Origin of the sequence: Amycolatopsis thailandensis, from assembly GCF_002234405.1 — a bacterium.
GTDB classification, from domain to species: Bacteria; Actinomycetota; Actinomycetes; order Mycobacteriales; family Pseudonocardiaceae; genus Amycolatopsis; species Amycolatopsis thailandensis.
Map to the genome: position 1 here is coordinate 20,086 of NZ_NMQT01000011.1, position 25,657 is coordinate 45,742.

The following is a 25,657-nucleotide window of genomic DNA, read 5'->3' on the forward strand; positions in this document are numbered from 1 at the left end:
GACGAAGCGTGAAAAGAGCGCGGTGAATTGACGGCCGTGCTCGTTCCGTGCCTTTGAATGGCACTCACTTTCTCTTTTGATCCGGCAATTGCCGCGTGCTGCCCGTCGGGCGATCGGTGCCGCTTGACCGGCGTTGACGGATCTCGCCGGATCCTGGTTGGGTTGAAGTGAATCGAGGCGTACCCGAATTGAGAAGGGCCGGGGTGTGGTGGCTGCTGAGGAACGCGACCTTGGGCATTCGATATTGCGTGTTGCCCTGTCGCAGAGAATCGACCACGTCAATCCGTTTCGGGCGGTCAAAGAGGCAGGCGCCATGATCGGCAGGCTGTGCTGGGAATTCCTCACGCCGCCGTCGCCGGTCGATTTCAAGCCCACGAGCGGGGTCGCCGAATCGTTGACGCCTTCCGAAGACAAGCTGACCTGGAAGTGCGTGATCCGTCAGGGCCTGACGTGGTCGGACGGCACGCCGCTGACCGCGCGCGACGTGGCGTTCACCTTCACCAAGATCATGTCGGACGAAGTGGCCGCCGAGGCGAACGGCAGTTACGTCGAGAACTTCGTGAGTGTCGAGGCCGAGGGCGACGACACGGTGTGGTTCCGGACGAAGGCGCCGCAAGCCAGCATGACCGCGCTCGACGTGCCGATCGTCCCGGAGCACGTTTGGCGCGCGGTCGAGGACATGGACGACCCGCTCGGCGAGTCCGTCGAGATCGTCGGGGTGGGCAGCGGCCCGTTCCTGGTCGCCGAGCACCGCAAGGACGACGTCACGGTCCTGAAGGCGAATCCGGGCTACTGGCGTGGCCGCGCGGCGATCGACGAAATCCATCTCATCTTCTTCGCGAGTGCGGACGACGCCGTCGACGCGTTGTGCGCGGGCGAGGTCGATGTCGTCAACCGGGTGACCTTCACGCAGCACCGGAAACTTTCGGCCACCGACGGCGTCACCGTCGTGGAAGCGGATAGCCGTCGCTACAACCACTTGATGCTCAACCTCGGCGCGCTGAACCGGGACCGGCAGCCGATCGGCGACGGTCATCCCGCGCTGCGGGACATCCGGGTGCGCAAGGCGCTCGCGAAGGCCATCGACGTCGAGGCGATCCGGGACGGCGTCTACGGCGGCTTCAGTCGTCCGCCCGGCGGCATCGTGCCGGCCATCTTCCCGGACTATCACTGGGAACCGTCGGAAGAACAGCGGTACCGGTTCGATCTGAAGCGGGCGGGTGAAGAGCTCGACGCCGCGGGCTATCGCCTGCGAGGAGACAGGCGGACCGGCCCCGACGGCGATCCGTTGCGATTCCGGCTGCTCTGGCGGCTGGGCACGGACTACCACGAGCGCGCGGCGGGCCACATCGGCGGCTGGCTCGGCGAACTCGGCATCGGCGTCGAGTCGATCGGCCTGCCCGACGACGACTACGAAGAGGAGTACAACAGCGGCCGGTTCGATCTCACCGTCGCCGGCTGGGGCAGCCCGCCCGACCCCGACTGGATCCTGGCCAGGCAGACCAGCAAGAGCCTGCCCTCGGACCGCGACACCACGGTGAGCGCCTCGTTCCTCGCGGACGACGAGTTCGACGTCCTCTACGAACGGCAGCTGGCCGAGATGGACCCGGCGGCCCGCGCCGAGATCGTGAAGCAGGCGCAGGCCCGGTACTACGACCTCGTGCCCACCATCCTGCTGGCCTATCCGGTCGCGCTGGAGGCGTACCGGTCGGACCGGTTCACCGGGTTCAACCGCCAGCCGGAAGGCACCGGCCCGATCATGGAGCAGGCGGGCTACTGGGGGTTCTACACCTCGAGGCCGGTGGGATGACCGACGCCGGACCGGGTACGGCCGAGGACTCGTGGCCGTTGACCCCCTTGCAGAGCGGCATGCTCGTGGACGCGCTGCGCGATCCCGAGAACGACGCCGACCTCGTGCAGCATCTGTTCCGTGTCGAGGGCGAGCTGGACATCGACGCCTTCGGCGCGGCGTGGCGGTCGGTGATCCGGCGGCATTCGGTCTTCCGCGCCGAGATCCGGTGGCGGGATCTGCCGGAGCCCCGCATGGTCGTCCTCCCGGACGTGCCGTTGTCCTTGACCGTCCTGGACTGGAGTCTGCTCGGCCAGGCCGAGCAGGACGCGCGGTTCGACGCGGTGCTGCGAGCGGATCAGGCACGCGGGTTCCGGCTCGACACCGCGCCGTTGAGCCGGATCACCGTCATCCGGGTCGCGGACGCGGCGCATCTGGTGCTGTGGACGTCGCACCACATCCTGATGGACGGCTGGAGCCGGACGCTGGTCCTGGAGGAGCTGGCCACCGCCTACGCCGGGAATCCCGGACCGGAACGGCCCGCGCCGCGATTCGGCGACTTCGCCGTCCGTGCCCGATCGAGTGACTCTGCGGCGTCCCTTGCCTTCTGGCGTACCGAGTTGAGCGGTTTCACCGGTGGCGTGCCGCTCCCCGAGCTGGCCGGCCGCCGCGCCGAACCGGGAACCGGCGAGCACAGCGTGCTGCTCGACGGGACCAGGACCACCGCCCTGCGTGAGCTGTGCAAGCGGGCCAGGGTCACCCAGGCCACGGTGTTCCACGCGGCCTGGGGGCTGCTGCTCGGCCACTACACCCGGAGCCGCGACGTCGTGTTCGGCTCGACCGTCTCGGTGCGGCCGCCCGACGTCCCCGAAGACGAGCAGCCGATCGGGTTACTGATCAACACCATCCCGGCCCGGGTCCGGGTGGATCGCGACGCGACGATCGTCGAGTGGCTGCGGGCGAACCAGAAACGGCTGGCGGCGGCCCGCGAACACGGTGGGGAGTCGCTGGCGGAACTCCAGGCCGCGACCGGGCTGGAACCCGGCACGCGACTGTTCGATTCGGTCCTGGTCTGCGAGAACTACCCGGGTTCGAGCGACGACCGGTGGTCGGCGGGAGAGCTCCGGATGGACCTGGTCCGCCGGTTCGGGCGGACCGGCTACCCGCTGTTCGTCACGGTGTGGCTCGGCGAGACACCGCGGGTCGTGTTCGAGCACCAGCGCGACCACCTCGACGAGGATGCGGTGCGCGACATCGCGGAAGGCTTTCTCACCATCCTCGACACGCTCGCCGCCGACCCGGCGGCCCTGGTGGGTTCGGTGCACCCGCTGAGCCCCGCGGCGCGCGCCGAGATCGTGGACCGCTACAGCCCGCCTCCGGCGCCCACGGTGTCCGGCCTCGTCCACGAGCTGATCGGAGAGCAGATCCGGCGCCGTGGTGCCGCGGCGGCGGTCGTCTGCGGTGACGTGACGCTGAGCTACGCGGAACTGGACCAGGCCGCGGAAACGCTGGCGCGACGGCTGCGTGCCGAGGGCATCGGACCGGAACGAGTGGTCGGGGTGTTCCTGGACCGCTCGGAGATGCTGGTGGTCGCGTTGCTGGCCGTGCTGCGCGCGGGCGGCGTCTATCTCCCGCTCGATCCCGCACTGCCCGACCGGCGGCTTCGGCTCATGCTCGACGACGCGGGGGTGAGTGCCGTGGTGACCGAGCAGGCGCTGCTTTCCCGGCTGGACGCGCCCGGTCTGTCGGGTGACCGGCGGCTCGCCCTGTGCGTGGACGGCCGGACCACGGGGCCGTCGCTGCCGTCGGCGCCCGCTCGCGCGCAACACCCGGAAGACCTGGCGTATCTCGTCTACACCTCCGGCTCCACCGGTACTCCCAAGGGGGTCGCGATCACGCATGCCTCGGTCGCGACCAACTGCCGCAGCATCCAGCGGCTGTACGAGATCCACGCGGACGACGTCGTCCTCCAGTTCTCGTCGATCGGTTTCGACGCTTCGCTGGAGCAGGCGCTGACCCCGCTGCTGACCGGTGCGACGGTGCTGCTGCGCGACCAGGAGGTGTGGAGCCCGGACAAGCTGCTCGACGTGGTGTGCGCGCACGGCGTCACGGTGATGGAACTGCTGCCGGAGTACGGCTGGGAGGTCGTCCGCACCCTGATCGCCCATCCCGATCCCGTGGCGAGGACGGGCAGCCTGCGCCTGGTGACCGTCGGCGGCGACGTCGTGACCACCGAACAACTCGCTCAGTGGCACCAGGTTGTGCCGCACGTGCGGGCTGTCGTGAGCTACGGCCCCACCGAAGGGACCATCACCGCGAGCGGCTGGATCTACCCCGGCCACAGCGACTCGCCGGTCGCGTTGATCGGCAAGCCACTGGCGCATATCCGGGCCTATGTGCTGGACGACGACTTCAACCCGGTCCCGGAGCGCGTCCCCGGCGAGATCTGCATCGGCGGCGTCGCGGTGGCCCGCGGTTACCCTGGCAGGCTCGCGATCACCGCGGACCGGTTCGCGCCGGATCCCTGGGCTCCCGAGCCGGGGGCGAGGCTGTACCGCACCGGCGACCTCGGCCGCTGGCTGCCGAGCGGCGACCTGGAGTTCCTCGGCCGGATGGACGACCAGGTCAAGATCAGGGGCACCCGGGTCGAACCCGCCGAGGTGGTGACCGCGTTGCGGGCGCATCCGACGGTGGGACAGGCCGCGGTGGTCTTGAACCGGTCGACGCCGGGGGTGTCCCCGTCGCTGGTCGGCTACGTCACGCCCGCCACCGCCGGAGCGGACCCGGATCCCGCGCGGCTGCGGGAATTCCTGCGCGGCGAGGTGCCCGCGGCGGCGGTCCCGTCGTCGATCACGGTGCTGGCCGAACTCCCGTTCAACGCCAGCGGAAAGCTCGACCGCGCGGCCTTGCCCGCGCCCGCCGGCCCTCGCGCCGGGACCGAGGACGCGGACGAACCGAGCACCCCGCTGGAGAAGGCGCTCGCCGAGGTGTGGGCCGAGGTGCTCGGGGCCGAGCGGGTCGGCGTGCACGAGGACTTCTTCGACCTCGGCGGCCATTCCCTGACGATGCTGCGGGTCGTGGCGCGGGCGGGGCGCGCGGTCGGCCGCGAGATCCCGTTGCGGCTGCTGTTCCGGAATCCGACGGTGGCGAGCCTGGCCACCGCGCTCGACGCCTCCGGGGGAGGTGGAGCTCGTGACTGACCTCGTGCCCGGGGACACCGCCACGGCGGGTCCCGTGCGGCTGCCCCGGCGGCCGGACGAAGACGGCCGCGTCCTGCTGCCCGCGTCGTTCGCGCAGCGCCGGTTGTGGCCGTTGCAACGGTTCTTCCCGGACAGCTTCGCCTACAACTACCTCATCCTCCTGCGGATCGAAGGAGAGCTGGACGTCGCCGCGTTGCGGAAATCGGTGTGGCGGCTCGTGGACCGGCACGAGAGCCTGCGCACGGCGCTGGTCCACGACACGGAACTCCGCCAGCGGGTCCGGCCCGTCGGCGCGCCGGAGAATCACCCCCCGATGCCGGTGCTCCCCGTCGCGCCGGACGCGGGTGAGGATCCATGGGAGTCCGCCCGGCTCGACGCGATCCGCGAAGGCCAGGAGCCGTTCGACCTGAGTGCCGGGCCGACGTTGCGCGCCTCGCTGCGCGGCGTCGGAGCGCGTGCGCACCTGCTCGCGCTTTCCGTGCACCACGCGGTGTTCGACGGCTGGTCCGAGGACGTGCTGCTGGCCGAGCTGGCGGTCTGCTACTCGGCGCTGGCCGACGGCCGCGAGCCGGTGCTGCCGGAATTGCCCGTGCAGCACGGTGACATCGCCGAGTGGGAGCGGCACGCCGTGGCGGCCGCGGAGCCGGAGTTGCTGGCCTACTGGAAGAACGTCCTCACCGGGCTCACCCCGCTCGACCTCCGCACCGATCGGCCGCGCCCGGCCCGCCCCGCGTTCCGGGGCGCGGCGTACGGGATCCCGGTGCCGGCGGCGACGGTCACGGCGTTGCGGTCGCTCTGCCGGGAACAGCACGTGTCCCTCTACATGGCGCTGGTGGCCGTCGTCGCCGCGGCGATGGGCCGCTGGGCCCGTCAGGACGACGTGCCGGTGGCCGTTCAGGTGGCGAACCGGCCGTTGCCCGCCGCGGAGAACGTGCTCGGCTTCCTCGTCAACGGACTGGTGCTGCGCACCGATCTCGGCGGGAATCCCCGCTTCGCCGACCTGCTGGAACAGGTCTTTCTCACCTTCATGGACGGGTTGGAGCACCAGGGCATGCCGTTCGAGCGGCTCGCCGAGGTGCTTGAACCCGGCCGCGACCTCAGCCGGACCCCGCTCGCGCAGGTCGCGGTGGCGCTGGACCGGGTCGTCGATCCGGCCGGGTTCGCCGGGCTGCGCGTGTCCCGGGCCGACTCGTTCCTGGGGGTCGCGAAATGGGAGCTCGCGGTCACCTTCCGGGAACGCGGCGACGAGCTCACGGCGATCGTCACCTACGACACCGATCTCTTCGACGAGGCCACGATCGCCCGGCTCACCGATTACCTCGTGCGCTCGCTGACGGCGCTGGCCGAGGAACCGGACCGGCCGGTGCTGGACGTCCCCTTGGTCGTCGGCGCCGAGCGGGCGCGCCTGGTCGAGGACGTCAACCGAACCCGGATCCCGTTCCCGGACCGATCGATCCAGGAGCTGTTCGAGGAGCAAGTGGCGTCGGCCCCGGACGCGCCCGCCGTCCACCACGACGGTGGCGTCTTGTCCTATGCCGAGCTGAACTCGCTCGCGAACACGGTGGCGCACGGCTTGCTGGCGCGGGGGATCGGCCTGGAATCACGGGTCGGGCTGTGCCTGCGCCGCTCCCCGGAGGCGATCGCCGCGATCCTGGGCGTGCTCAAATCCGGCGCGGCCTACGTGCCGCTCGCGCCCGACCATCCGCCGGAGCGGTTGCGCCTGCTCGTCGAGGATTCCGGCGCCGCGGTGGTCCTCACCGACACCAGGTCGTCCGAGGCGGTGGCCGGTTTGCCGGGGACGGTGTCGTGGGCGGACATCACGTCCGCGCCCGCCACCGGGAACCCGCCCCGGCTGGCCGACGGCCGCACCCTCGCGCATGTCGTCTACACCTCCGGTTCGACCGGCAAGCCCAACCCCGTCGGGGTCGAACAGCGCTCGATCGGGCGGCTGGTCCGCGGCGCCCGCTTCCACGAGTTCGGCCGCGGCGACGTGTGCCTGCACCTGTCGCCGCTCACCTTCGACGCGTCACTGGTCGAACTGTGGGGGCCCCTGCTCAACGGCGGCGCGGTCGCGATCCCGCCGGGGGACGCCGGAACCTCCGCGATCCTGGACCAGATCAGGGCCGCGGTGGACACCCACCCGGTCACCATGATGCAGCTCATCGCGCCCCAGCTGAACCTGATCGTCGAGCACGCGCCGGAACTGCTGTCGTCGATCCGGACCCTGTTCGTCGGCGGCGACGTCGTCGACCCGGCGGCGGTGTCCGCCGCACTGGACCATGTGGACAGTGACGCGGTGCTGCACATGTACGGGCCGACCGAGTCGACGCTGTTCGCCACGTTCGAGCCCGTACACGCGGTGCGCCCCGGTCAAGGCGTGTTGCCGATCGGACGCCCGATCGGCAACACGACGGTCTACGTGGTGGACCCCGGCCTGCGGCCGGTGCCGGCGGGAGTGCCGGGCGAGTTGCTGCTCGGCGGCGCCGGGCTGGCCCGCGGCTATCTCGGACGGCCGGCGCTGACCGCCGAGCGGTTCGTCCCCGATCCGTTCTCCGGCGAACGCGGCGCGCGGCTTTACCGCACCGGCGATCTCGTGCGCTTCCTCGCCGATGGCAGGCTGGAGTTCCTCGGCCGCATCGACGGCCAGGTCAAGCTTCGCGGCTTCCGGGTGGAGACCGGCGAGGTCGCCTCGGCGCTGCGCGCCCACCCGGACGTCGACGACGCCGTCGTCCTGCTGCGGTCCGACCTGCGCGGCGGCCCCGCGCTGGTGGGGTACGCCGTCGCACGCCAGGGGACGGCGTTCGAGCCCGCGGTCGTGGACCGGTATCTCCGCGAGATCCTCCCCGCCGCCCTGGTCCCGGCGTATCTGATCGCCGTCCCCGAGATCCCGCTGACCGGAAACGCCAAAGTGGACAGAGCGGCGCTTCCTGTGCCGGACAAGGACAACGGCGCGGACGGCGAGCCACCGTCGACCGGAACCGAGAAGCGGGTGGCGAAGATCTGGCTCGCCGTCACCGGAGCCGGGCAGGTCGCCCGGGACACCCCGTTCTTCGCCGCCGGGGGCAACTCGCTGCTGCTGGTCGGCCTCGCGGAACGGCTCGGCGAGGAGTTCGGCGCGCTCGCCCCGTCGGTGGTCGAGCTGTTCGACCAGACGACGGTGCGGCGGATCGCGGCCTTCGTCGACGGACAGGGGAGGACGTCATGACCCCCGTTGCCGAGCCGATCGCGATCACCGGCATGGCGGTGCGGTTGCCGGACGCCGATTCGCTGCGGCGCTTCCACCGGAATCTGGCCGAGGGCAAGGACAGCGTCCGGGAGGTGCCGGCCGAGCGGCTGCGCCTCGCGGGCGCCGACCCGGGCCTTCGCCACCGGCCGCTCGCGTCCTTGACCGGCGTGGAGGAGTTCGATCACGAGTTCTTCGGGATCCCGTTGCGCGAAGCCGAGTTGATGGACCCGCAGCACCGGCTCTGCCTCCAGCTGGCCTGTGCGGCGATCGAAGACTCCGGTCATCCGCTCGGCAGCGTCCGCGGTACCCGGACCGCGGTGGTGATGGCAGGCGGACGCTCGGATTACGCGGAGCTGATGACCGAGGCCGACGAAGGGGTGCTGACCCTGCTGGGCACGGGCACCTCGGTGTTGCCGGGCCGGATTGCGCATCTGCTCGGCACCCAGGGCCCGGCCCTGGTGGTCGACGCCGGATGCTCGACCGGGCTGGTGGCGCTCGACCTCGCGGCGGGCATGTTGCGCGGCGGTCAGGCGAGCCTGGCTGTCGTCGGCGGTGTCGCGGTGCGCAGCACGTTCGCCGACGCCTCCGACGACCGGTACGCCGAGGTGGTGTCCGCCTCGGGCCGGTGCCGGGCCTTCGACGCCGCCGCGGACGGCACCGGGGACGGCGAGGGCGGCGTGGTGCTCGTCCTCAAGCTCCTGTCGGACGCCGTGCGGGACCGCGACCACGTGCACGCCGTCGTCCGCTCGACCGCGGTGAACCACAACGGCGACCGGTCCAACGGACTGAGCGCGCCCAGTCCCGCCGCGCAGGTGGACCTGCTGCGCGACGCCTGGGAGAAGGCCGGTCTGCGGCCAGGGCAGCTCGGATACCTGGAAGCGCACGGATCCGGGACGCGGCTGGGCGACCTCATCGAGGTGGAGGCGGTCTCCCGGGCCTGCGGCGAGCCGGAACCCGGCCGGGAATCCCGCGTCATCGGTTCGGTGAAGACCAACATCGGCCACCTCGACCACGTCGCGGGCCTCGCCGGACTGGTCAAGGTCGTCGCGGGCATCCAGAACCGGGTGATCTACCCGTCCCTGCATTTCACCCGCCCCAACCCGCTCGTCGACTTCGATCGGCTGGGCGTGCGGGTGGCCACCGAACTCGTCGAGTGGAAGGCGGACGACGACGGCCCGCTGTTCGGCGGGGTGAGCTCGTTCAGCCTGGCCGGGACCAACGCGCACGCCGTCCTGGAGTCGGCACCGGCGGCACCGCCCGCGGGCGGGGAGCCATCGGGATGGGCGGGCGGTGTGGCGACGGTGTCCGGTCGCGGCTGGCCCGCGGTCGCCCGTGTCTGCGCGGCGTTACGGGAGCGGATCGCGGACGACCCTGGACTGGACGTCCGCGATGTGCTGCACACCCTCAATCGCGGGCGGGACCATCTGCCGTGGCGGGTGGCGTTCCCGGTGCGCGACCGGGCCGGACTGCTGGACGGTCTGCGCAGGGCGGGCAAGAGCGCCGCTCGTGGCGGTCCGGCACCGTCGGGCGCCCGCCGTCCGATGTGGACGGTCGTCCCCGGCGCCGGGCCGAGCGCGCGAGACGCGGACCTGCTGGCCGGACGGTACGCGGTGTACGCGGCCGCCGTCGCCGAGTGTGCCGAGGCCGCACCGGACGAGGTGGACGAGGACACGACGGCGTGGTTTTCCCGGAACCACGCGTTCCTGCGTCTCATGCGGACGTGGGGGATCGATACGACGCTGGTGTCGGGTTCCCTGGCGCTGGCGAAGCACGCGCGCGGCGAATCGAGCCTTTCCGAGGCGCTGGCCGAGGCGACGCGCTCCGACGACGGTGAGCACGGAAGCGACGACCCCGGCGGCGATCTCGTCGTATGCGATCTGGACTCGGTGCGCGGCGACGACGTGCTCGCCCGCGTGGCGGAGCTCTACGTCTCGGGCGTGGACGTGGACTGGGACGTCGTGCACGAGGGCACCGGGCGACGCCGGGTTTCCTTGCCCGGCTACTCCTTCGAGCCGACGCGGTGCTGGGTCACGCCTCCACAGCGCGACACGGCGCCACCGGCACCCGGCCTCGTGCCGCCGCGACCCGACCGGCCGCCGACGTCGCGCACGGACTACGAACAGGCGCTCGCCCGGGTCTGGACCGGTTCGCTGCGCGTCGGCGAGGTGCCGCCCGACGCCGACTACTTCGAGCTCGGTGGCACCTCCGTGCTGGCGTTGCAGGTGCTGGCCGACATCCGCAGGGAACTCGGCGTGCGGTTGCGGCTGCGGGACATCTACGCGCACCGGACACTCCGCGACCTCGCCGGGTTCATGGCCGCGAGCGCCGGGCACGATCCGGCGGCCACCGGGCGGCTGGTGCCGATCCGGGCAGGGGGCGAGCACCCGCCGCTGTTCTGCCCGCATCCCTCCGGCGGTGGTGTCCAGCCGTACTTCGAACTCGCGCGGGCGTTGCCCGCCGGTTATCCGGTCATCGGAGTGCCCGCCGTCGGTCTCGACGACGGACTGGAGCCGGACCCGACCGTCGAGGCCATGGCCACCCGGTACGTCGGTGAACTGCGGCAGGTCCAGCCCACGGGACCGTACCGGCTCGTCGGCTGGTCCTTCGGCGCCGTGATCGCCTACGAGATGGCCCGGCGGCTCAGCGCGGAGGGCGACCGCGTGGCGACGCTGGTGCTGATCGACGCGAACACCGAACTGGATCCCGGGCCGCCCCCGGAACAGGAATCGGCGCTGCTGATCAACCTGCTCACCGCCGGCTCCGACTTCCGCGTCGACACCGGCGCGCTGGACGCGCTGTCCGAGCGGGAACGGTTGGCCGCCGTCGTCAAGACGGCCAAAGAGGCCGGGCGCTTGCCGACGGCCATGACCAGGCACCAGATCGGCGCCATGACGAAAGTGTTGCGCGCCAACGACCTCGCGCTGCTCGACTACCGGTGGGCCGGGTACGCCGGTCCGGCGACAGTGATCCGGGCCGAGTCGCCGCTCTTCGAGGGCCCGGACGACCGGGCCGAGGACCTCGGCTGGCGCAAGTTCATCACCGGCGAGGTCACCGTCCACTCCGTGCCCGGCGATCACTTCACCATGATGCGCCGGCACCACACCGCGATCGCCGACATCATCGGGAGGGTCTTGTGACCGCAGCCGTGCCGCAGGAAGACCGATTCCAGGTCGTGATCAACCACGAAGAGCAGTACTCCGTCTGGCCCGCGACCGGTGAACCACCGGCGGGCTGGCGGCCGGTGGGCTACACCGGCACCCGGGAGGACTGCCTCGGCCACATCGAACAGGTCTGGACCGACATCACCCCGAAAAGCGTGCGAGACCGGGCGGCCGGGAGCACACCGTGACCGCGGTCGGGATCGACGCGATCGAGGTGTGGCTGCCCGCGGACCGGACGCCGATCCGTGACCTCGCCGAGTACGCCGGCCTCGCCGAGCCGGACCGGACACTGGTGGACGGCTTCGGGATCGCGTCCGTGCCGGACGCGGGCGACCGCCACGGGACGGACCTGGCGGTCGAAGCGGTGCGGGCGTTGCTGGCCCGGACCGGCTTGCGGCCCGGTGAGGTCGACGCGCTGCTGCTGATCGGCGGCAGGGCACCGGAGTACCTCATGGCCTCCGAGTCGACCAGGGTCCAGCACGAGACAGGCCTGTCTTCGGCGCTGTCGTTCTCGGTGTCGGACCTCGGGTGCGCGTCCATTTCGACCGCGCTGCTGACCGCCCGGTCACTGCTACTGTCCACTTCGGACTGGCGCAATGTGGTGATCGCGCACGGCTGCGTGCGCCCCGGCCCCGGCCGGATCCGGCTCCCGGTGACGGTCAACGGGGACGCCGGGCTCGCGGTGCTGATGCGTCCCCTCGCCACCGCGCTGCGCGTCGTGGACGTCGCCGTGGAGACCGACGGCCGGTTCTGGGACCTGTTCCGGGTGGAGTACCGGGGCTTGGCGCCGGAACACTGGCGCGAGGTCTGCGCCGATCCCGCGCGGTACTCGTTCGAGCTGGCCATCGAGAGCCGCAACCGGCTCGACCGGCTCAACCGGCTGGTGCTCGACCGGAACGGGCTGGCCATGTCCGACGTCGACCACGTGCTCATGCAGAACGTCTCGACCGGCGCCTTCCGCTTCTACGAAGAGGCGTTCGACGTCGAGATCGCGAAGGTGTGCGAGCGGAACCTGGCCGGCTACGGCCATCTCGGTCCGGTCGACGTCATGGCCAACCTGGACGCGGGCGTGACCTCCGGTCAGTTCGAGCCCGGAGATCTCGTCCTGGTGATGAACAACAGCCCGGCCGCCGCCTGGAGCTCCATGCTGGTCGAGGTGTGAGCGCGTGGACCCGATCGCGACGCGGGCGCGCCGCACAGGCTCAGACGGCCCTGGCGCGTACCAAAGCGGCCAGCTCGCGCGGGGTGCTCACCTCGGCGAGGAACTCGGCGAGGGAAAGCCCGGTCCGCGCCTGCTTGCGCAGCCGGGCCACGATCTGGCCCGCTTTGATGGAATCGCCGCCGAGTGCGAAGAAATCGTCGTCGGGGCCGACCGGTCCACTGAGGACATCACGCCAGATGCCGATCACGAGTCCGTCGAGATCCTGTCGGTCGGCCGGTGCGTGTTCTCCGTGGGACATGCGCTCACCGCTTCCGGTCGGAGTGGGACAAGCTGTCTCGGCCCGACTTTAAGGCATGACAGGGCGGGGATTCCATGGGTGAAAGGACCGGTGTGACGGTAGCGCAAGAGACTTCCCTGTTGCGGCAGCGGAATTTCCGGACGTATTTCGCCGGGCAGGCCGTGGCGATGATGGGCACGGCGGTCGTCCCGGTCGCGATGGGCCTGGTCGCCGTGGTCACTTTGCACGCGAACGGCCTGGCCGCGTCGATCGTGTCCGCGTCCTCGATGCTCCCCGCGCTCCTGCTGACCCTGCCCATCGGCGCCGTCGTGGACCGGGTCGACAAACGCAGGATCATGATGTGGGCGGACGTCGGTCAGGGCGTCGCGATCCTGGCGGTGCCGTTGCTGTGGTGGAGCGGCGCGCTGTCGATCCCGACGTTGTGCGTCACCGGGTTCGTGTCGACCGGTTTCGGGATCGTGTCCCAGGTCGCGCATCTGTCGCTGACCCCGCATCTGGTCACGAACGCGCAGCTGATCGACGCCAACGCGAAGCTGTCGCTGGCCGATTCCGCCGCCACGACCACGGGTCCGATGATCGCCGGGTTCCTCGTGGGGAGGCTCGGCGCGCCGGTGACGCTCGGCCTCGGCGTGCTGGCGAGTTTCTACAGCGCGTTCACGCTGACCCGGATCAGCTCACGGGAGCAGCGTCCGGACGGTCCCGTGGAACGCGCGACCCTGCGCAAGGACATCGCCGAGGGGCTGCGGTTCGTCGGGCGCAACGTGGTCCTGCGCGTCCTGATGATCGTCAACTCGGTCGACAACTTCTTCATCTTTTGGATCCAGGCCGTGCTGGTGGTGTACCTGGTCGGTGCGCTGCACTGGTCTCCCGCGGCGTACGGCCTCGTCATGGGCATCGCCGGACTCGGCGGCATTCTGGGCTCACTGCTGGTGAAACGACTGCATTCGGCCTTGGGTACCGGAAAGCTGTTGGTGGCGGCGGTCTTCTTCGGCGGGCCTTGCGAAGCGGTGGTGCTGCTGCTGAGCCCCGGGCTCGCCGGCCAGGTGCTCACCTGCGCCGCGCAGTGTCTCGCGATCTTCTCCACCGTCTGTTACAACGTCACCTCGCGGACCTTGCGGCAGCACGAATCCCCGGACGGTCTGCGTTCGAGGATCACCGCCGCGCACCGCTGGGTCGGCAGCGGCCTTCGTCCGCTGGGCGCCGTGATGGGCGGCGTGTCGACGAGCGTTTTCGGCCTGTACGCGGGGATCGCGATCGGCTGCGTCGGACTGGCGATCGCGCCGGCCGTCGCCTGGTTCTCGCCGTTACGGCACACCGATCTCACGGAGGCGGGCAAATCATGACCGACACGACCGACGCCGGACGCGTCGCCATTCTGGGCGCCGGGGTGATGGGCCGGGGAATCGCCACCCTCGCCGCGGGACGCGGCCATCCGGTGCTTCTCGTGGACACCGATCCCGGGCAGCTGACAGGCGCCCTCGCGACCGTCCCGGATCAGCTCCGCCTCGCCCAGCTCATGGGCGCGTTGCCGCGCGACGTCACCGCGGGAACGATCGAGACGGCGACCTCGGTCGAGGGCTTGGACCGCGCGACCGTGGTCGTGGAGGCGGTCACCGAACGCATCGAGCCGAAGGCGCGGGCGCTCGCCGCGGCGTCCGAGGCGGTGCGGCCGGGCACTCTGCTGATCACCAACACCTCGGCCATCCCCGTCGACGAACTCGCCGGCTCCGTCGGCAGGCCCGAGGACCTCGTCGGTGCTCACTTCATGAACCCGCCGTACTTCATCCGCACCGTGGAGGTCGTGCGCGGACGGCGCACCGGTGAGGCGGCGCTCGCCGCGGTGGGCGCGTTCCTGACCGCGCTCGACCGCGAGTACGTGGTGGTGGCGGACGGGCCGGGGTTCGTGATCAACCGGATCCTGCAACGGATGATCAACGAGGCCGCCCGGGTGGTCGACGAAGGCAAAGCCACGCCCGAGGCGGTCGACGCGTTGTTCACCGGCTGCCTCGGCCACACCACCGGCCCCTTGGCCACCGCCGATCTGATCGGGCTGGACAACGTCGTGGACTCGCTCACCGTGCTGGCGTCGCGTACCGACGACCCCGGCTACCGACCGAGTTCCCTTTTGCTCGACAAAGTGCGAGCAGGTCACCTCGGCCGCAAGACGGGGTCGGGATTCTTCGAGTATCGGAGCACACCGTGAGCCACGCCATCGACCCTCAGACGCCCGGCACGCGACCCGCCGACCTGGCACGGCGGAGCCTGACCGGATTCCTCGAAGCGAGCACGAAGACCACCGTCGACCCGGCGCAGGACCTGTTCTCGGCAGGACTGATCTCGTCGCTGTTCGCCTTGCAACTGGTCGTCCACCTGGAACGCGAGTTCGGCGTGACGGTCGCCGGTGACGATCTGCGGCTGGACAACTTCCGCTCGGTCGACGCGATGGTCGCCTTGCTGGTGCGGCTCGGCGGGGCAAGCGATGACTGAGGCGGTGGACGCGCGGTGGACGGCCGCCCGTGAGCTGGCCGCCGCTCTCGTCGGGGATTCGGCGGGAGACTGGGACGTCGAGGGGAAGCTCCCGGCCGACGTGCTGCTCCGGATGGGAGCCGAGGGCGTCCTCTGCCCGCAAGTGCCCCAGGAGTACGGCGGACTGGGCATGGACAGCCTGAACTGCGGCGAACTCACGGCGGAGGTGGGCAGCCGGTGTTCGTCCTTGCGCAGTGTCATGACCTCCCAGGGCATCGCGGCGTGGTGCGTCGCCCGGCTGGGCGATGACGCGCAGCGAGCCGAATGGCTGCCGCGGCTCACCTCGGGTGCCTTGGCCTGTGTGGCGTTCAGCGAGCCGGACGCGGGCAGCGACCTGTCCGCGATGACCACCCGGATCCGGCCCGACGGGGACGACGTGGTCATCGAGGGCGAGAAGGTCTGGACCACTGCCGCGGCGTACGCGGATCTGATCCTGGTGTTCGGCCGCTACGCCGACGGTGCCGCCGCGGTGGTCGTGCCGTCCCACACGCCCGGAGTGCGGACCGAGCGGCGGCCCGACCCACTGGGCTGCCGGGCCGCCGGTCATGCCGACATCCGGCTGGACTCCGTCCGGCTGCCGCGCGGCAGCGTGCTCGGCGGGGCGGGGCAGCCGCTGGGGATGCTGGTCACCTCGGCGCTGACCTACGGCAGGCTCTCCGTCGCATGGGGCTGCGTGGGCATCCTGCGGGCGTGCCTCGCCGCCGCGTGCCGGCACGCGGCGACCAGACGTCAGTTCGGCAAACCCCTTGCCGGGCATCAGCTCGTCGCCCGTCACCTGGCCGACCTCATGGTGGACGAACAGGTGGCGACCCTGATCTGCCGTCAAGCCAGCGGGCACTGGGACGAGCGCACCCCGGACCTGGTCACATCGGCGGTGCTCGCCAAGCACGTGGCCGCGCGCCGTGCCGCCGACGGCGCGGCGCGGGCGACGCAGGTGCTGGCCTCGGCCGGCGCGCGGGACGGCTCGGTGGTGGCCAGGGCGTACCGCGACGCGAAGCTGATGGAGATCATCGAAGGAAGCAACGAGATCTGTGAACTCATCCTGGCCGAGCAGGCGGTGACGGCATGGGCGTGAGCACGGTGAAGTGCCTGGTCTGGGACCTCGATCAGACACTGTGGCAAGGGATTCTCCTCGAAGCGGGGGAGATCCGGCTGTCCGGGGAGATCCGTGACGTCATCGTCGGACTGGACGCCAGGGGCATCCTGAACTCCATCGCCAGCCGCAACGATCACGAGCACGCCTGGCCGCGGCTGGAGGAGCTGGGTATCGCGGAGTACTTCGTGGCGCCGAAGATCGGCTGGGGACGCAAATCCGACTCGGTACGCGCGATCGCGGACGAACTCGGCTTCGCCCACGAGACGTTGGCGTTCATCGACGATCAGCCCGCCGAACGGGCCGAGGTGCGCTTCCACCTGCCCGACGTCCGGCTGTACGCGGCGGAAGAGGCCGAAACCCTCCTCGACCGGCCGGAGTTCACCCCGGCGTCGGTGACCGCGGACTCGCGGCAGCGGCGGCGGATGTATCAGGCGAACGTCCGGCGCGACGCCGGGCGGGCCGCGTTCCAGGGACCGGACGAGCAGTTCCTGCGCTCGCTGGACATGGTGCTGCGCGTCGACCGGGCCGGAGAGCGGGAGCTGGCGCGGGTGGCGGAGCTGACCCTGCGGACGAGCCAGATGAACGCCACGGGCGTGCACTATCCGGACGAGGTCCTGCGCGGGCTGGTCGACGATCCCGGTCACGAAGTCCTCGTCGCGACACTCACGGATCGCTTCGGCTCACACGGCGCGATCGGCGTACTCCTGCTGGAGAAGTCCGAACGCGTGTGGCGGCTCAAATTGCTGGCGACTTCGTGCCGGGTCGTCTCCTTCGGCGTAGGCGCGGTGATCCTGCGCTGGCTCGCCGACCAGACCGCCGCCGCCGGTGTGCACCTCGTCGCGGATTTCCGCGCCACGGACCGCAATCGCGTGATGGAGATCGCCTATCGGTTCGCGGGCTTCGCCGAGGACGGCTGCCCGTGTCACGCGGATCTGCGTTCGGAAGACGAAGCGGCCGTCATGTTCCATCTGGTGCCTTCGCGGCAGCAGCCACCGCCCACGATGCGGGTCGTCGCGCCGCGACTGGCCGTCGCCACCGGCGCGCCGGTGGACTGGGAACCGTTGCCGGGCAACCGGATGGGGGAGGAATCGTGATGAGCGCGCGGTCGTCGATCGAGCAGGTGGCCGGAGGCGCACGGGCGAACGTGCTCTCGGTCAGCTTCACCGGGGTCGAACTCGGGCGTGACCTCGATTCCTTACTGGCCAAGGAAACCAGAGGCTTCGCGCTGCACCGGATCGACCCGCTCGGTGACCTGACCGCCGCGTCCGGATACGTGTCGCTGCCCGCGATGGCGCGCGGTTACGCCGAGCAGGCGGCCGGGCTCGCACCGATCGCGGTGATCGGCTACTGCACCGCCGCGACGCTGACCCTCGCCCTCGCGGAGGAGCTGGCCGCGGCCGGTGACCGGGCCCCGCTCGTCGTCCTGCTGGACCCGCTCCGGCCGACGCCCGCGAGTGTTGCCCGGTCGTTCGAAGATCGGCGGAGAGCCTTCGGCCGCACGGAACCGCCGGTGGCAGACGTCGACTGTCAGGGCGACCCAGGGACCGCGCTGCGCGGCATGGCGTCGCAGCTGGCTCTGGACGCGACCGCGTTCGCCGCCGACAACGAAATGGACGCCGAGGACGCGGACGCCATCACCACCGAACTGGTCGCCAGATACCGAGCCTGGCTCGGTTTCCTGCTCGCCACCGCACACCACGCGCCCGCCGGGGACGCGCTCGCGGTGCGGTGCCTGATGTCGCGGGACCGCGAGATCCCCGCCGCGCTGGTCGATCCGCTTTCGGTCCGGCGGCTCGCGCTGTCCGCCGAAGAACTCCCGGGCGCGGACGCCGTGCGCGAGCTGGTGTTCGAGATGATCGAGGCGGGGGCGAGCCATGTCTGACGCCACCCTTGCCTCCTTGATCGACCAGCAGATCGCGCGGACGCCGCACGCCGCCGCGGTGGCCTTCGAAGGCGAGGTCCTGACCTACCGCGAGTTCGGCACGCGTGCCCGGCGGGTGGCGAAAGCGCTTGCCCGCCGGGGGATCGGACCGGGGTCCAAAGTGGCCCTCACCATCCCCCGGTCGCTCGAACTGGTGATCGCGATTCACGCGGTGACCGGATCCGGGGCGGCCTACGTCCCGGTCGATCCCGACTACCCGGCCGAACGCATCGCTTATCTGCTGGAGGATTCCGCGCCCGACGCGGTGCTGACGGCGAGCGAGGTCAGCGGGCTCGCCGCCGCGGACGAGGAGGACGGCGGCGAGCCGATCCGGCCACCGCACGCGGGCGACCCGGCCTACGTCATCTACACCTCGGGCTCCACCGGCCGCCCCAAGGGCGTCGTCGTCCCGCATTCGGCCATCGTGAACCGGCTGTTGTGGGCGCAAGACCGGTATCCGCTCGGGCCGGGCGACAGCGTGCTGCAGAAGACACCCGCGTCCTTCGACGTCTCGGTGTGGGAGTTCTTCTGGCCGCTGCTGGCCGGGGCCCGGCTGGTGGTCGCCAAACCGGGCGGGCACCGCGATCCGGCGTATCTGGCCGGTCTCATCCGAACCGAAGAGGTGACGACCGCCCATTTCGTGCCGTCGATGCTGACGATGTTCCTGAGCGATCCCGCCGCGGCCGGATGCACGTCTCTTCGTCGTGTCCTCTGCAGTGGTGAAGCCCTGCCGTCCGCGGTGGCACGCCGGTTCACGGAGCTGCTGCCGCGATCCGAGCTGCACAACCTCTACGGTCCCACCGAAGCCGCGGTGGATGTATCGCACCGGCGCTTCGATCCGGCCGAAGACGCCGAGACCGTCGCCATCGGCGAACCGGTCCGCGACACCCGGCTGTACGTGCTCGACCCGGCGCGGCGGCCGGTCGAACCCGGTGCGATCGGCGAGCTGTACATCGCGGGCGCCCAGCTGGCGTGGGGATATCACGGCAAACCGGGGCTGACCGCCGACCGGTTCGTGCCGTGCCCGTTCGCCGCGCCGGGTGAGCGGATGTACCAGACCGGGGACCTGGTCCGGGCACGCCCCGATAGCGCGCTGGAGTACCTCGGGCGTTCGGACGACCAGGTCAAGGTGCGCGGCTTCCGCGTCGAGCTCGGCGAGATCGAGTCGGCGTTGCTGGCGCACGACTCGGTGGGCCGGGCGGCCGCCGTGCTGAGTGAGGACGTCCCCGGCGATCAGCGGCTCGTCGGCTACGTGACCGCCGCCGACGGCCACCCCGCGCCGGACGGCACGTCCTTGCGCGCCTTCGTCGCGAAATCGCTTCCCGAGCACACGGTGCCGATGGCCGTCGTGGTCGTCGGCGATCTGCCCGTCACCGCGCACGGCAAACTCGACCGCAAGGCGCTGCCGCCCGTGGACTGGGCCGGTCTGTCCGGCCGTCCGGCCGAAACACCACTGGGGCGGAAGATCACCGCCGTCTGGGCGGAGGTGCTCGGCCAGGACGGCGCGAAGCTGGGGGCGGACGCGGACTTCTTCGCCGTCGGCGGGCATTCGCTGTCCGCGACCCGGCTCGTCGGCAGGCTCAACCGCGAGTTCGGCGTGGATCTGCCGCTGCGCGCGATCTTCGATCACCGCACCCCGGCGTCCCTGGAACCGGTGATCGGGGAGCTGACGGGACGCGGCACGGCGGACACGCCGCCCATCACGGCCGCCGCGGGCGCGGTCGGTCCGGCGCCGCTTTCCCCGGGCCAGCAACGATTGTGGTTCCTGGAACAACTCCAGCCGGGCACCGCGCTCTACAATGTGCCCTCGATCATCCGGCTGTCCGGCGCGGTGTCCGAGACGGCACTCGCCGAGGCCTTCGGCGCGCTCGTCGCCCGGCACGACGCGCTTCGTACCGTGTTCGGCGGCGAGGACGGCAAGCCGAGCCAGCGCGTGGTCGACGGCCGGGAGGCGCGACTGCGGGTCGTCCGGCCGCCGGACGCCGACGCGGCGGCGCACGCGGTCACCCGGGAGACGACCGAGCCCTTCGACCTGGCCGCCGACCTGCCGGTGCGCGCACTGCTGCTGCGCCTCGGCACGGGCGACAGCCTGCTGGTGATCACGGTGCACCACATCGCCGTCGACGCCTGGTCGATGGACGTGCTGCTGGACGAGCTCAGCGACCTTTACGCGCACCACACCGGCGAGCCGGTCCCGGTACCCGCCCCGCCCGCGTTCCAGTACCTGGATTTCGTCGCCTGGCAACGCGAACACCTGACCGGCCCGGCCGCGGAGGGACACCTCGCCTACTGGAAGCGTGCGCTGACCGGATGTCCGCAGATCCTGGACCTGCCCACGGACCGGCAGCGGCCGGCCGTGCAGTCCTATCGCGGATCGGTGCTGTGGCAGGACCTCCCGGCCGAGGTGGCCGGCGCGGTCCGCGCCACCGCCCGCGACGCGGGCGCCACACCGTTCATGGTCATGCTGGCCGGCTTCTTTCTCCTGCTGGGCAGGCTTTCCGGGCAGGAGCGGTTCCTGGTGGGCACTCCCATCGCGGGCCGCAACCGCCCGGAGACGGAGTCGGCTGTCGGGTTCTTCGTCAACCAGCTCGCGCTGCGGGCCGACCTGACGGGCGAACCGACGGTGGGGGAGCTGCTCGCCAGGGTGCGGGAGATGACCTTGCAGGCCTACGCCCATCAGGATCTGCCGTTCGAACGGCTGGTGGAGGAGCTGCGCCCCGAACGGGACCTGAGCCGTTCGCCGCTGTGCCAAGTGCTCTTCAACCACATAATGCCGCGCCGGGACGAATGGGACAGCGGCGGTGCGCGCTGGCGGCGGGAGCAGGGGGACGAGGCGTTCGCCAAGCTGGATCTCGCCCTGTACGTCTGGGAGCACGGCGACCGGGTCCGGTGCCAGTTCATCTACAACGCGGACCTGTTCGGCGCGGAGCGGATGAGCGGGGTCGCCGACCAGTACCTCGCGGTGCTGCGCGCGCTCACCGGTGACGGGGAACGGCGGCTGTCCCGGATTTCGCTGGTGACGGACGGGATGAGGAGCCTGTTGCCGGATCCGCGGCGACCGATGCGAGCCGAGGCGGTGCCGGGTCTGGTGAGCCAGGTGGTCGCGGCCGCCCGTGCCCACCCGGATCGGGTGGCGCTGCGCGGGCCGGACGAGACGTGGACCTACCGCGAACTCGTCGAACGGACCGCCGCGACCGCCGGAGCGCTGCGGTCCGCCGGGGTCGGCCGCGGTGACACCGTGGCGATACTGGGCGCCCGGACGCCGTGGCTGCCCGCGTCGGTGCTGGCGGTCTTGTCGGTCGGGGCCGTGGCGGCGTTGTTCGACCCGGCGTACCCGCGGACGTGGCTGGACCGTCGGATGCGCCGGCTCCGGCCCGCCGCCGTGCTGAACCTGTCGGCCGTGACACTCGACGGTGTCACGGCGATCCGCCCGGCGGAGCATGAACCGTCTACTGTGGACGATCCGTGGCGGGTTCCCGGTGAAGCGGGCCTCGCCGCCGCTTTCCTCCTTTTCACGTCGGGCACGACGGCGGAACCCAAAGGGGTACTGAGTGCCCAGCAGCCGTTGTGCCGCTTCCTGCGGTGGCAGGCGGAACGGTTCGGGCTGTCCGGTGCCGACCGGTTCGCGGTGCTGTCGGGCCTCGGGCACGACCCGATCCTGCGTGACTGCTTCGCCGGCCTGCTCGTGGGAGGCGAAGTCCACTTCCCCGCCGAGGAGACCCGCGGCGAACCCGCCGAGCTGGCGGCTTGGCTGCGATCGAACAGGATCACTTCGGCACATCTCACCCCGACCCTGGGCACCATGCTCGCCACCGCGACCGACTCCGCGGCCCCGGAGCTGCGGTGGCTGTTCTTCGGCGGCGAGGCCTTGTCCTCGGCCCAGGTCCGGTCGATGACGCGGTGGGCGCCCTCGGCGGTGCCGGTGAACTTCTACGGCACGACGGAGACCCCGCAGGCCGCCGGTCACTTCGTGGCCTCACCTTGCCCGCCGGGCCCGCACGTGCCGATCGGCCGCGGCACCGGCGAAGCCCAGCTCCTGGTGATCACGGACGCGGATCGGCAGGCAGGTGTCGGCGAGCCGGGTGAGCTCGTGGTGCGGTCGCCGAACCTGGCGCTGCGCTACCTCGACGGGGATCCCTTTCCCGCCAACATGTTCGGCCAGGATCCCGAAGATCGGATCTATCGCACCGGCGACATGGCGCGCTACCGGCCGGACGGCACGGTCGAACTCGCGGGCCGCCGCGACCGGCAACTGAACCTCCGCGGCCACCGCGTCGAACCCGCCCAGATCGAGGCCGTCCTCACCGCCCACCCCGACGTGTGGGAGGCGGCGGTGCTCGCTTGCCGGGGCCCGCGCCCGGAAGACGACTGGCTGGCCGCGCACGTCGTGCCCGCTCCGGGCGGTGCGCCGACGATCGGCGAGCTGACCGCGTACCTGGCCGAACAGCTGCCCGTCCACCAGCGGCCCGCCCGGCTGGCGATCACCGATTCCCTCCCGATGACGTCCAACGGCAAGGTGGACGAGCACGTGTTGCGCCAGATCGAGTTCCCCGCGGTGGAAGCCGTCGAGTCCGCCGCGGAACTGGACCCCGTGGAGTCCGCGCTCGCCACCGCGTGGGAGGAGGTGCTCGGCGGCCCGCCCGCCCGTCTCGACCAGAGCTTCTTCGAGGTCGGGCATTCGCTGCTGGCGACCCAGTACGTGGTGCGGGTACGCCGCAGCCTCGGCGTCGAGGTACCGCTGCGTCAGCTGTTCGCCAGTCCGAGCGTCGCCGCGCTGGCCCGTCACCTCAGGAGCAAGCTGTGATCCCGCCGCGCAGCACGGTCGAGGTCGACCTCGGCGCGATCACCTCGAATCTCGCCGCGGCCAAGGAACTGGTGTCCGGGGCCGACGTGATGGCCGTGGTGAAATGCGACGCCTACGGACATGGCGCCACGGCGGTCACCCAGGCGCTCGACTCCGCCGGTGTCGCGTGCTTCGGTGTCGCGTTCCTGGAGGAGGCGCTGCCGCTGCGAGCGGTCGCGCCCGAGACGCCGATCCTCGTCTTCACCGAGCCGGCGCCAGGGGAGGAGATCGCGGCGATCGAGGCCGGGCTGACGCCGACCATCGCCAGCCCCGACGGCGTCGCCAGGCTGGCCGCGGCGGCGCACTCCGCGCCGCTGGACGTGCACCTGAAGATCGACACCGGACTCCACCGGCTGGGTGTCGCCCCCGAGCACGCGGTCGCGATGGCGCTGCGGGCCGAGAGCATGGGCCTGCGCGTGACCGGGGTGTGGACGCATTTCGCCACCGCGGACGACCCGGGCGACCCACAGCTCGGCGTTCAGCGGGAGCTGTTCGCCGCCACGGTCGAGCGGCTGCGCGCGGCCGGTGTCGAACCCCGGCAGGTGCACGCCGCCAACAGTTCCGCCGCTTTGGGTGACACCGGGACGCACTTCACCATGGTGCGGCTGGGCGCGGTGCTGTACGGGCTGCGTCCCGGTCCGTCGGTGCCCGGGCTCGCCGGGTTCCGTCCGGCTATGTCGTGGCGCAGCGGCGTCGTCGCCACCCAGCGGGTGGGGGAGGGCGAACGGGTCGGCTACGGATTGCGCTACCGGCTCGAGACGGAGTCGACGCTCGCCGTGGTGCCGGTGGGTTTCGGCGACGGCCTTCCCCGGCTCGCGGGCAATCGAGGGCGGGTGATCGTGCACGGCAGCCGCAGGCCGATCGCCGGTGCCGTGGGCATGAGCCACGTCATCGTGGACTGTGGCGACACCACCGTGCGGGTCGGGGACGAGGTGATCCTCCTCGGCAGGGACGACGCCGGAACCGAAATCACCGCGGAGGAGATCGCTCAATGGTCGGGCACCTCCGTTTACGAGGCTGTCACGAGGATCGCCCCCGGGCTGCCCCGTCGCTATCCGGCCGGGCGTCGTTGATCGCGTTGATCCGGTCGATCTCGGCCATGTGCCGTTCCGCCCATGCCCGGACCGCCGCGAGCGGGATCTCCAGCGACAGGCCCAATTCGGTGAGCCGGTAGTGCACCCGTGGCGGCACCGTCGGCTCCACTCTGCGCGTGACCAGACCGTCACGGGTCAGGCTGTGGAGGGTCACCGACAGCATTTTCTGCGAGACACCGGGCATCCGCCGCCGCAACTCGGCGAACCGCACCTCTTGCGGCGCGGCGTCGGCGAGCACCTTGATGGCCATCGACGTCCATTTCGTGCCGATGCGGTCCAGCAGTTGGCGGGTCGGGCACGTCGGGGAGAACAGATCACCTCGTGCGGCGCCGGTCGCACGAGCCGTTCGAGTGGTCACCTGGACCTCACCACCTGTCGGCAAGGTGCCGTCTTGGCAGCACCGTCGGGGTTACCTACCGTTTCATGGTAACCGATGGTGACCACCTGGAGGACTCTCTTGCCCGATGTACCCGACCGTCCGCTCACGCTGAGGCGGATCGCGACCAACGGCATCCACGTGACTGTGGCGACGGCAGGCACGGGCTCGCCGGTCGTGCTGCTGCACGGTTTTCCGCACACCTGGCAGCTCTGGCGCGAGGTCATCGGCCCGCTGGCCACGCGCCACCGGGTGATCGCCCCGGACTTGCGCGGGCTCGGGGCCAGTAGCCGTGCCGCCGACGGTTACGACGCGGGCACCCTGGCCGCAGACGTCGCCGGGATCCTCGACGCCATGGGCGAATCCAGCGCGGCCGTGGTCGCCATCGACGCCGCCGTGCCCGCCGCCGTCTTGCTCGCGCTACGGCAACCGGACCGGGTGCATCGACTCGTGGTCATGGAATCGCTGCTGGGGACGCTGCCCGGCGCCGAGGACTTCCTCGCCGCCGGCCCACCCTGGTGGTTCGGATTCCACGCCGTCCCCGGTCTCGCCGAAACTGTCCTGATCGGCCACGAGGCGCAGTACATCGACTGGTTCCTGCACATGGGCACCCTCGGCCGCGGCGTGCCCGCGGAGGTCCGCAAGGCGTTCATCGACGCCTACACCGGATCCGACGCGCTGCGCTGCGCTTTTTCCTACTACCGCGCCCTGCCCGCCAGCGCCCGTCAGATCCGCGACGCCGTGGCGCGCGGCGGGCTCGTCATGCCCACCCTGGCGATCGGCGCCCACCCGGTCGGCAACGCCCTGGAACGACAGTTGCGTCCTGTGGCCGCCGACCTCACCGGACACCTCATCCCCGATTGCGGCCACATCATCCCGCTCGACCGGCCGAAGGAACTGCTCGACCTGCTGATGCCCTTCACCGCGGTATGACGGTCCGGGACCGAGCAGCGGAGGCCGCGCCC

At 71.2% G+C, this 25,657-nt stretch carries 17 protein-coding genes; 15 read left to right on the forward strand and 2 right to left on the reverse strand.

The genetic code is table 11. From position 1 onward, the window contains the following. Positions 1 to 313 precede the first annotated feature (313 nt). From CFP71_RS02540 to CFP71_RS02565, 6 genes are read left to right on the forward strand one after another with little or no spacing between them, the layout of a single operon-like run. Complete coding sequence (locus tag CFP71_RS02540) at positions 314 to 1,810, forward strand: ABC transporter substrate-binding protein (protein WP_093932203.1); 1,497 nt, start codon at positions 314 to 316, stop codon at positions 1,808 to 1,810. Next, the gene (locus CFP71_RS02545; RefSeq protein WP_093932277.1) at positions 1,807 to 4,989 is read left to right on the forward strand and encodes a non-ribosomal peptide synthetase; all 3,183 of its coding nucleotides are present in this window, start codon (positions 1,807 to 1,809) and stop codon (positions 4,987 to 4,989) included. Before CFP71_RS02540 ends, CFP71_RS02545 begins: the two co-directional genes overlap by 4 nt. Next, on the forward strand, positions 4,982 to 8,194 hold the full coding sequence (locus CFP71_RS02550; protein WP_143267030.1) for a non-ribosomal peptide synthetase: 3,213 nt from the start codon (positions 4,982 to 4,984) through the stop codon (positions 8,192 to 8,194). The genes CFP71_RS02545 and CFP71_RS02550 overlap by 8 nt, the downstream gene beginning before the upstream one ends. After that, positions 8,191 to 11,352, forward strand: a complete 3,162-nt coding sequence (locus CFP71_RS02555) for a beta-ketoacyl synthase N-terminal-like domain-containing protein (protein WP_093932205.1) — start codon at positions 8,191 to 8,193, stop codon at positions 11,350 to 11,352. Before CFP71_RS02550 ends, CFP71_RS02555 begins: the two co-directional genes overlap by 4 nt. Then, entirely contained in the window at positions 11,349 to 11,564 is a 216-nt protein-coding gene (locus CFP71_RS02560) for an MbtH family protein (RefSeq protein ID WP_093932206.1), read from the forward strand. Before CFP71_RS02555 ends, CFP71_RS02560 begins: the two co-directional genes overlap by 4 nt. Next, complete coding sequence (locus CFP71_RS02565) at positions 11,561 to 12,538, forward strand: ketoacyl-ACP synthase III family protein (RefSeq protein WP_093932207.1); 978 nt, start codon at positions 11,561 to 11,563, stop codon at positions 12,536 to 12,538. Before CFP71_RS02560 ends, CFP71_RS02565 begins: the two co-directional genes overlap by 4 nt. A gap of 40 nt (positions 12,539 to 12,578) precedes the next feature. Here CFP71_RS02565 and CFP71_RS02570 read toward each other — a convergent pair whose 3' ends face one another. Beyond that, on the reverse strand, positions 12,579 to 12,836 hold the full coding sequence (locus CFP71_RS02570; RefSeq protein WP_093932208.1) for a phosphopantetheine-binding protein: 258 nt from the start codon (positions 12,834 to 12,836) through the stop codon (positions 12,579 to 12,581). A 92-nt stretch (positions 12,837 to 12,928) separates the two neighbouring features. Here CFP71_RS02570 and CFP71_RS02575 point away from each other — a divergent pair, with 92 nt between their 5' ends. From CFP71_RS02575 to alr, 8 genes are read left to right on the forward strand one after another with little or no spacing between them, the layout of a single operon-like run. Then, positions 12,929 to 14,179: an MFS transporter gene (locus CFP71_RS02575; protein WP_167405972.1), complete on the forward strand. Its 1,251-nt coding sequence runs from the start codon at positions 12,929 to 12,931 to the stop codon at positions 14,177 to 14,179. Next, on the forward strand, positions 14,176 to 15,039 hold the full coding sequence (locus CFP71_RS02580) for a 3-hydroxyacyl-CoA dehydrogenase family protein (RefSeq protein WP_093932210.1): 864 nt from the start codon (positions 14,176 to 14,178) through the stop codon (positions 15,037 to 15,039). The genes CFP71_RS02575 and CFP71_RS02580 overlap by 4 nt, the downstream gene beginning before the upstream one ends. Then, a complete protein-coding gene (locus tag CFP71_RS02585) occupies positions 15,036 to 15,323 on the forward strand; it encodes an acyl carrier protein (protein WP_244199534.1) in 288 nt (95 codons plus the stop codon). Before CFP71_RS02580 ends, CFP71_RS02585 begins: the two co-directional genes overlap by 4 nt. Next, complete coding sequence (locus CFP71_RS02590) at positions 15,316 to 16,437, forward strand: acyl-CoA dehydrogenase family protein (RefSeq protein WP_093932211.1); 1,122 nt, start codon at positions 15,316 to 15,318, stop codon at positions 16,435 to 16,437. The genes CFP71_RS02585 and CFP71_RS02590 overlap by 8 nt, the downstream gene beginning before the upstream one ends. Further along, positions 16,428 to 17,552 (forward strand): HAD-IIIC family phosphatase, encoded by a 1,125-nt coding sequence (locus CFP71_RS02595; RefSeq protein ID WP_093932212.1) that lies wholly within the window; start codon positions 16,428 to 16,430, stop codon positions 17,550 to 17,552. The genes CFP71_RS02590 and CFP71_RS02595 overlap by 10 nt, the downstream gene beginning before the upstream one ends. Further along, complete coding sequence (locus CFP71_RS02600; RefSeq protein WP_093932213.1) at positions 17,552 to 18,340, forward strand: hypothetical protein; 789 nt, start codon at positions 17,552 to 17,554, stop codon at positions 18,338 to 18,340. The genes CFP71_RS02595 and CFP71_RS02600 overlap by 1 nt, the downstream gene beginning before the upstream one ends. Then, positions 18,333 to 23,183: a non-ribosomal peptide synthetase gene (locus CFP71_RS02605; RefSeq protein WP_093932214.1), complete on the forward strand. Its 4,851-nt coding sequence runs from the start codon at positions 18,333 to 18,335 to the stop codon at positions 23,181 to 23,183. Before CFP71_RS02600 ends, CFP71_RS02605 begins: the two co-directional genes overlap by 8 nt. Beyond that, the gene (gene alr / locus CFP71_RS02610; protein WP_093932215.1) at positions 23,180 to 24,295 is read left to right on the forward strand and encodes an alanine racemase; all 1,116 of its coding nucleotides are present in this window, start codon (positions 23,180 to 23,182) and stop codon (positions 24,293 to 24,295) included. Before CFP71_RS02605 ends, alr begins: the two co-directional genes overlap by 4 nt. Here the strand turns inward: alr and CFP71_RS02615 are convergent. Further along, positions 24,243 to 24,674 carry a winged helix-turn-helix transcriptional regulator gene (locus CFP71_RS02615; protein WP_093932216.1) on the reverse strand — a complete coding sequence of 144 codons (432 nt, stop codon included), beginning with the start codon at positions 24,672 to 24,674 and terminating at the stop codon, positions 24,243 to 24,245. The two genes, alr and CFP71_RS02615, sit on opposite strands and share 53 nt — an antisense overlap. Positions 24,675 to 24,773: 99 nt before the next feature. On the opposite strand from CFP71_RS02615, the gene CFP71_RS02620 reads away from it, so the two are divergent. Continuing rightward, the gene (locus tag CFP71_RS02620; RefSeq protein WP_244199535.1) at positions 24,774 to 25,625 is read left to right on the forward strand and encodes an alpha/beta fold hydrolase; all 852 of its coding nucleotides are present in this window, start codon (positions 24,774 to 24,776) and stop codon (positions 25,623 to 25,625) included. Positions 25,626 to 25,657: the final 32 nt, after the last annotated feature.

What these genes read in the sequence shown, in the direction of transcription:
- CFP71_RS02540 (WP_093932203.1), top strand. Translation starts at nt 314, where the DNA reads ATGATCGGCAGGCTGTGCTGGGAATTCCTCACGCCGCCGTCGCCGGTC.
- CFP71_RS02545 (WP_093932277.1), top strand. Translation starts at nt 1,807, where the DNA reads ATGACCGACGCCGGACCGGGTACGGCCGAGGACTCGTGGCCGTTGACC.
- CFP71_RS02555 (WP_093932205.1), top strand. Translation starts at nt 8,191, where the DNA reads ATGACCCCCGTTGCCGAGCCGATCGCGATCACCGGCATGGCGGTGCGG.
- CFP71_RS02570 (WP_093932208.1), bottom strand. Translation starts at nt 12,836, where the DNA reads ATGTCCCACGGAGAACACGCACCGGCCGACCGACAGGATCTCGACGGA.
- CFP71_RS02580 (WP_093932210.1), top strand. Translation starts at nt 14,176, where the DNA reads ATGACCGACACGACCGACGCCGGACGCGTCGCCATTCTGGGCGCCGGG.
- CFP71_RS02590 (WP_093932211.1), top strand. Translation starts at nt 15,316, where the DNA reads ATGACTGAGGCGGTGGACGCGCGGTGGACGGCCGCCCGTGAGCTGGCC.
- CFP71_RS02595 (WP_093932212.1), top strand. Translation starts at nt 16,428, where the DNA reads ATGGGCGTGAGCACGGTGAAGTGCCTGGTCTGGGACCTCGATCAGACA.
- CFP71_RS02600 (WP_093932213.1), top strand. Translation starts at nt 17,552, where the DNA reads ATGAGCGCGCGGTCGTCGATCGAGCAGGTGGCCGGAGGCGCACGGGCG.
- CFP71_RS02605 (WP_093932214.1), top strand. Translation starts at nt 18,333, where the DNA reads ATGTCTGACGCCACCCTTGCCTCCTTGATCGACCAGCAGATCGCGCGG.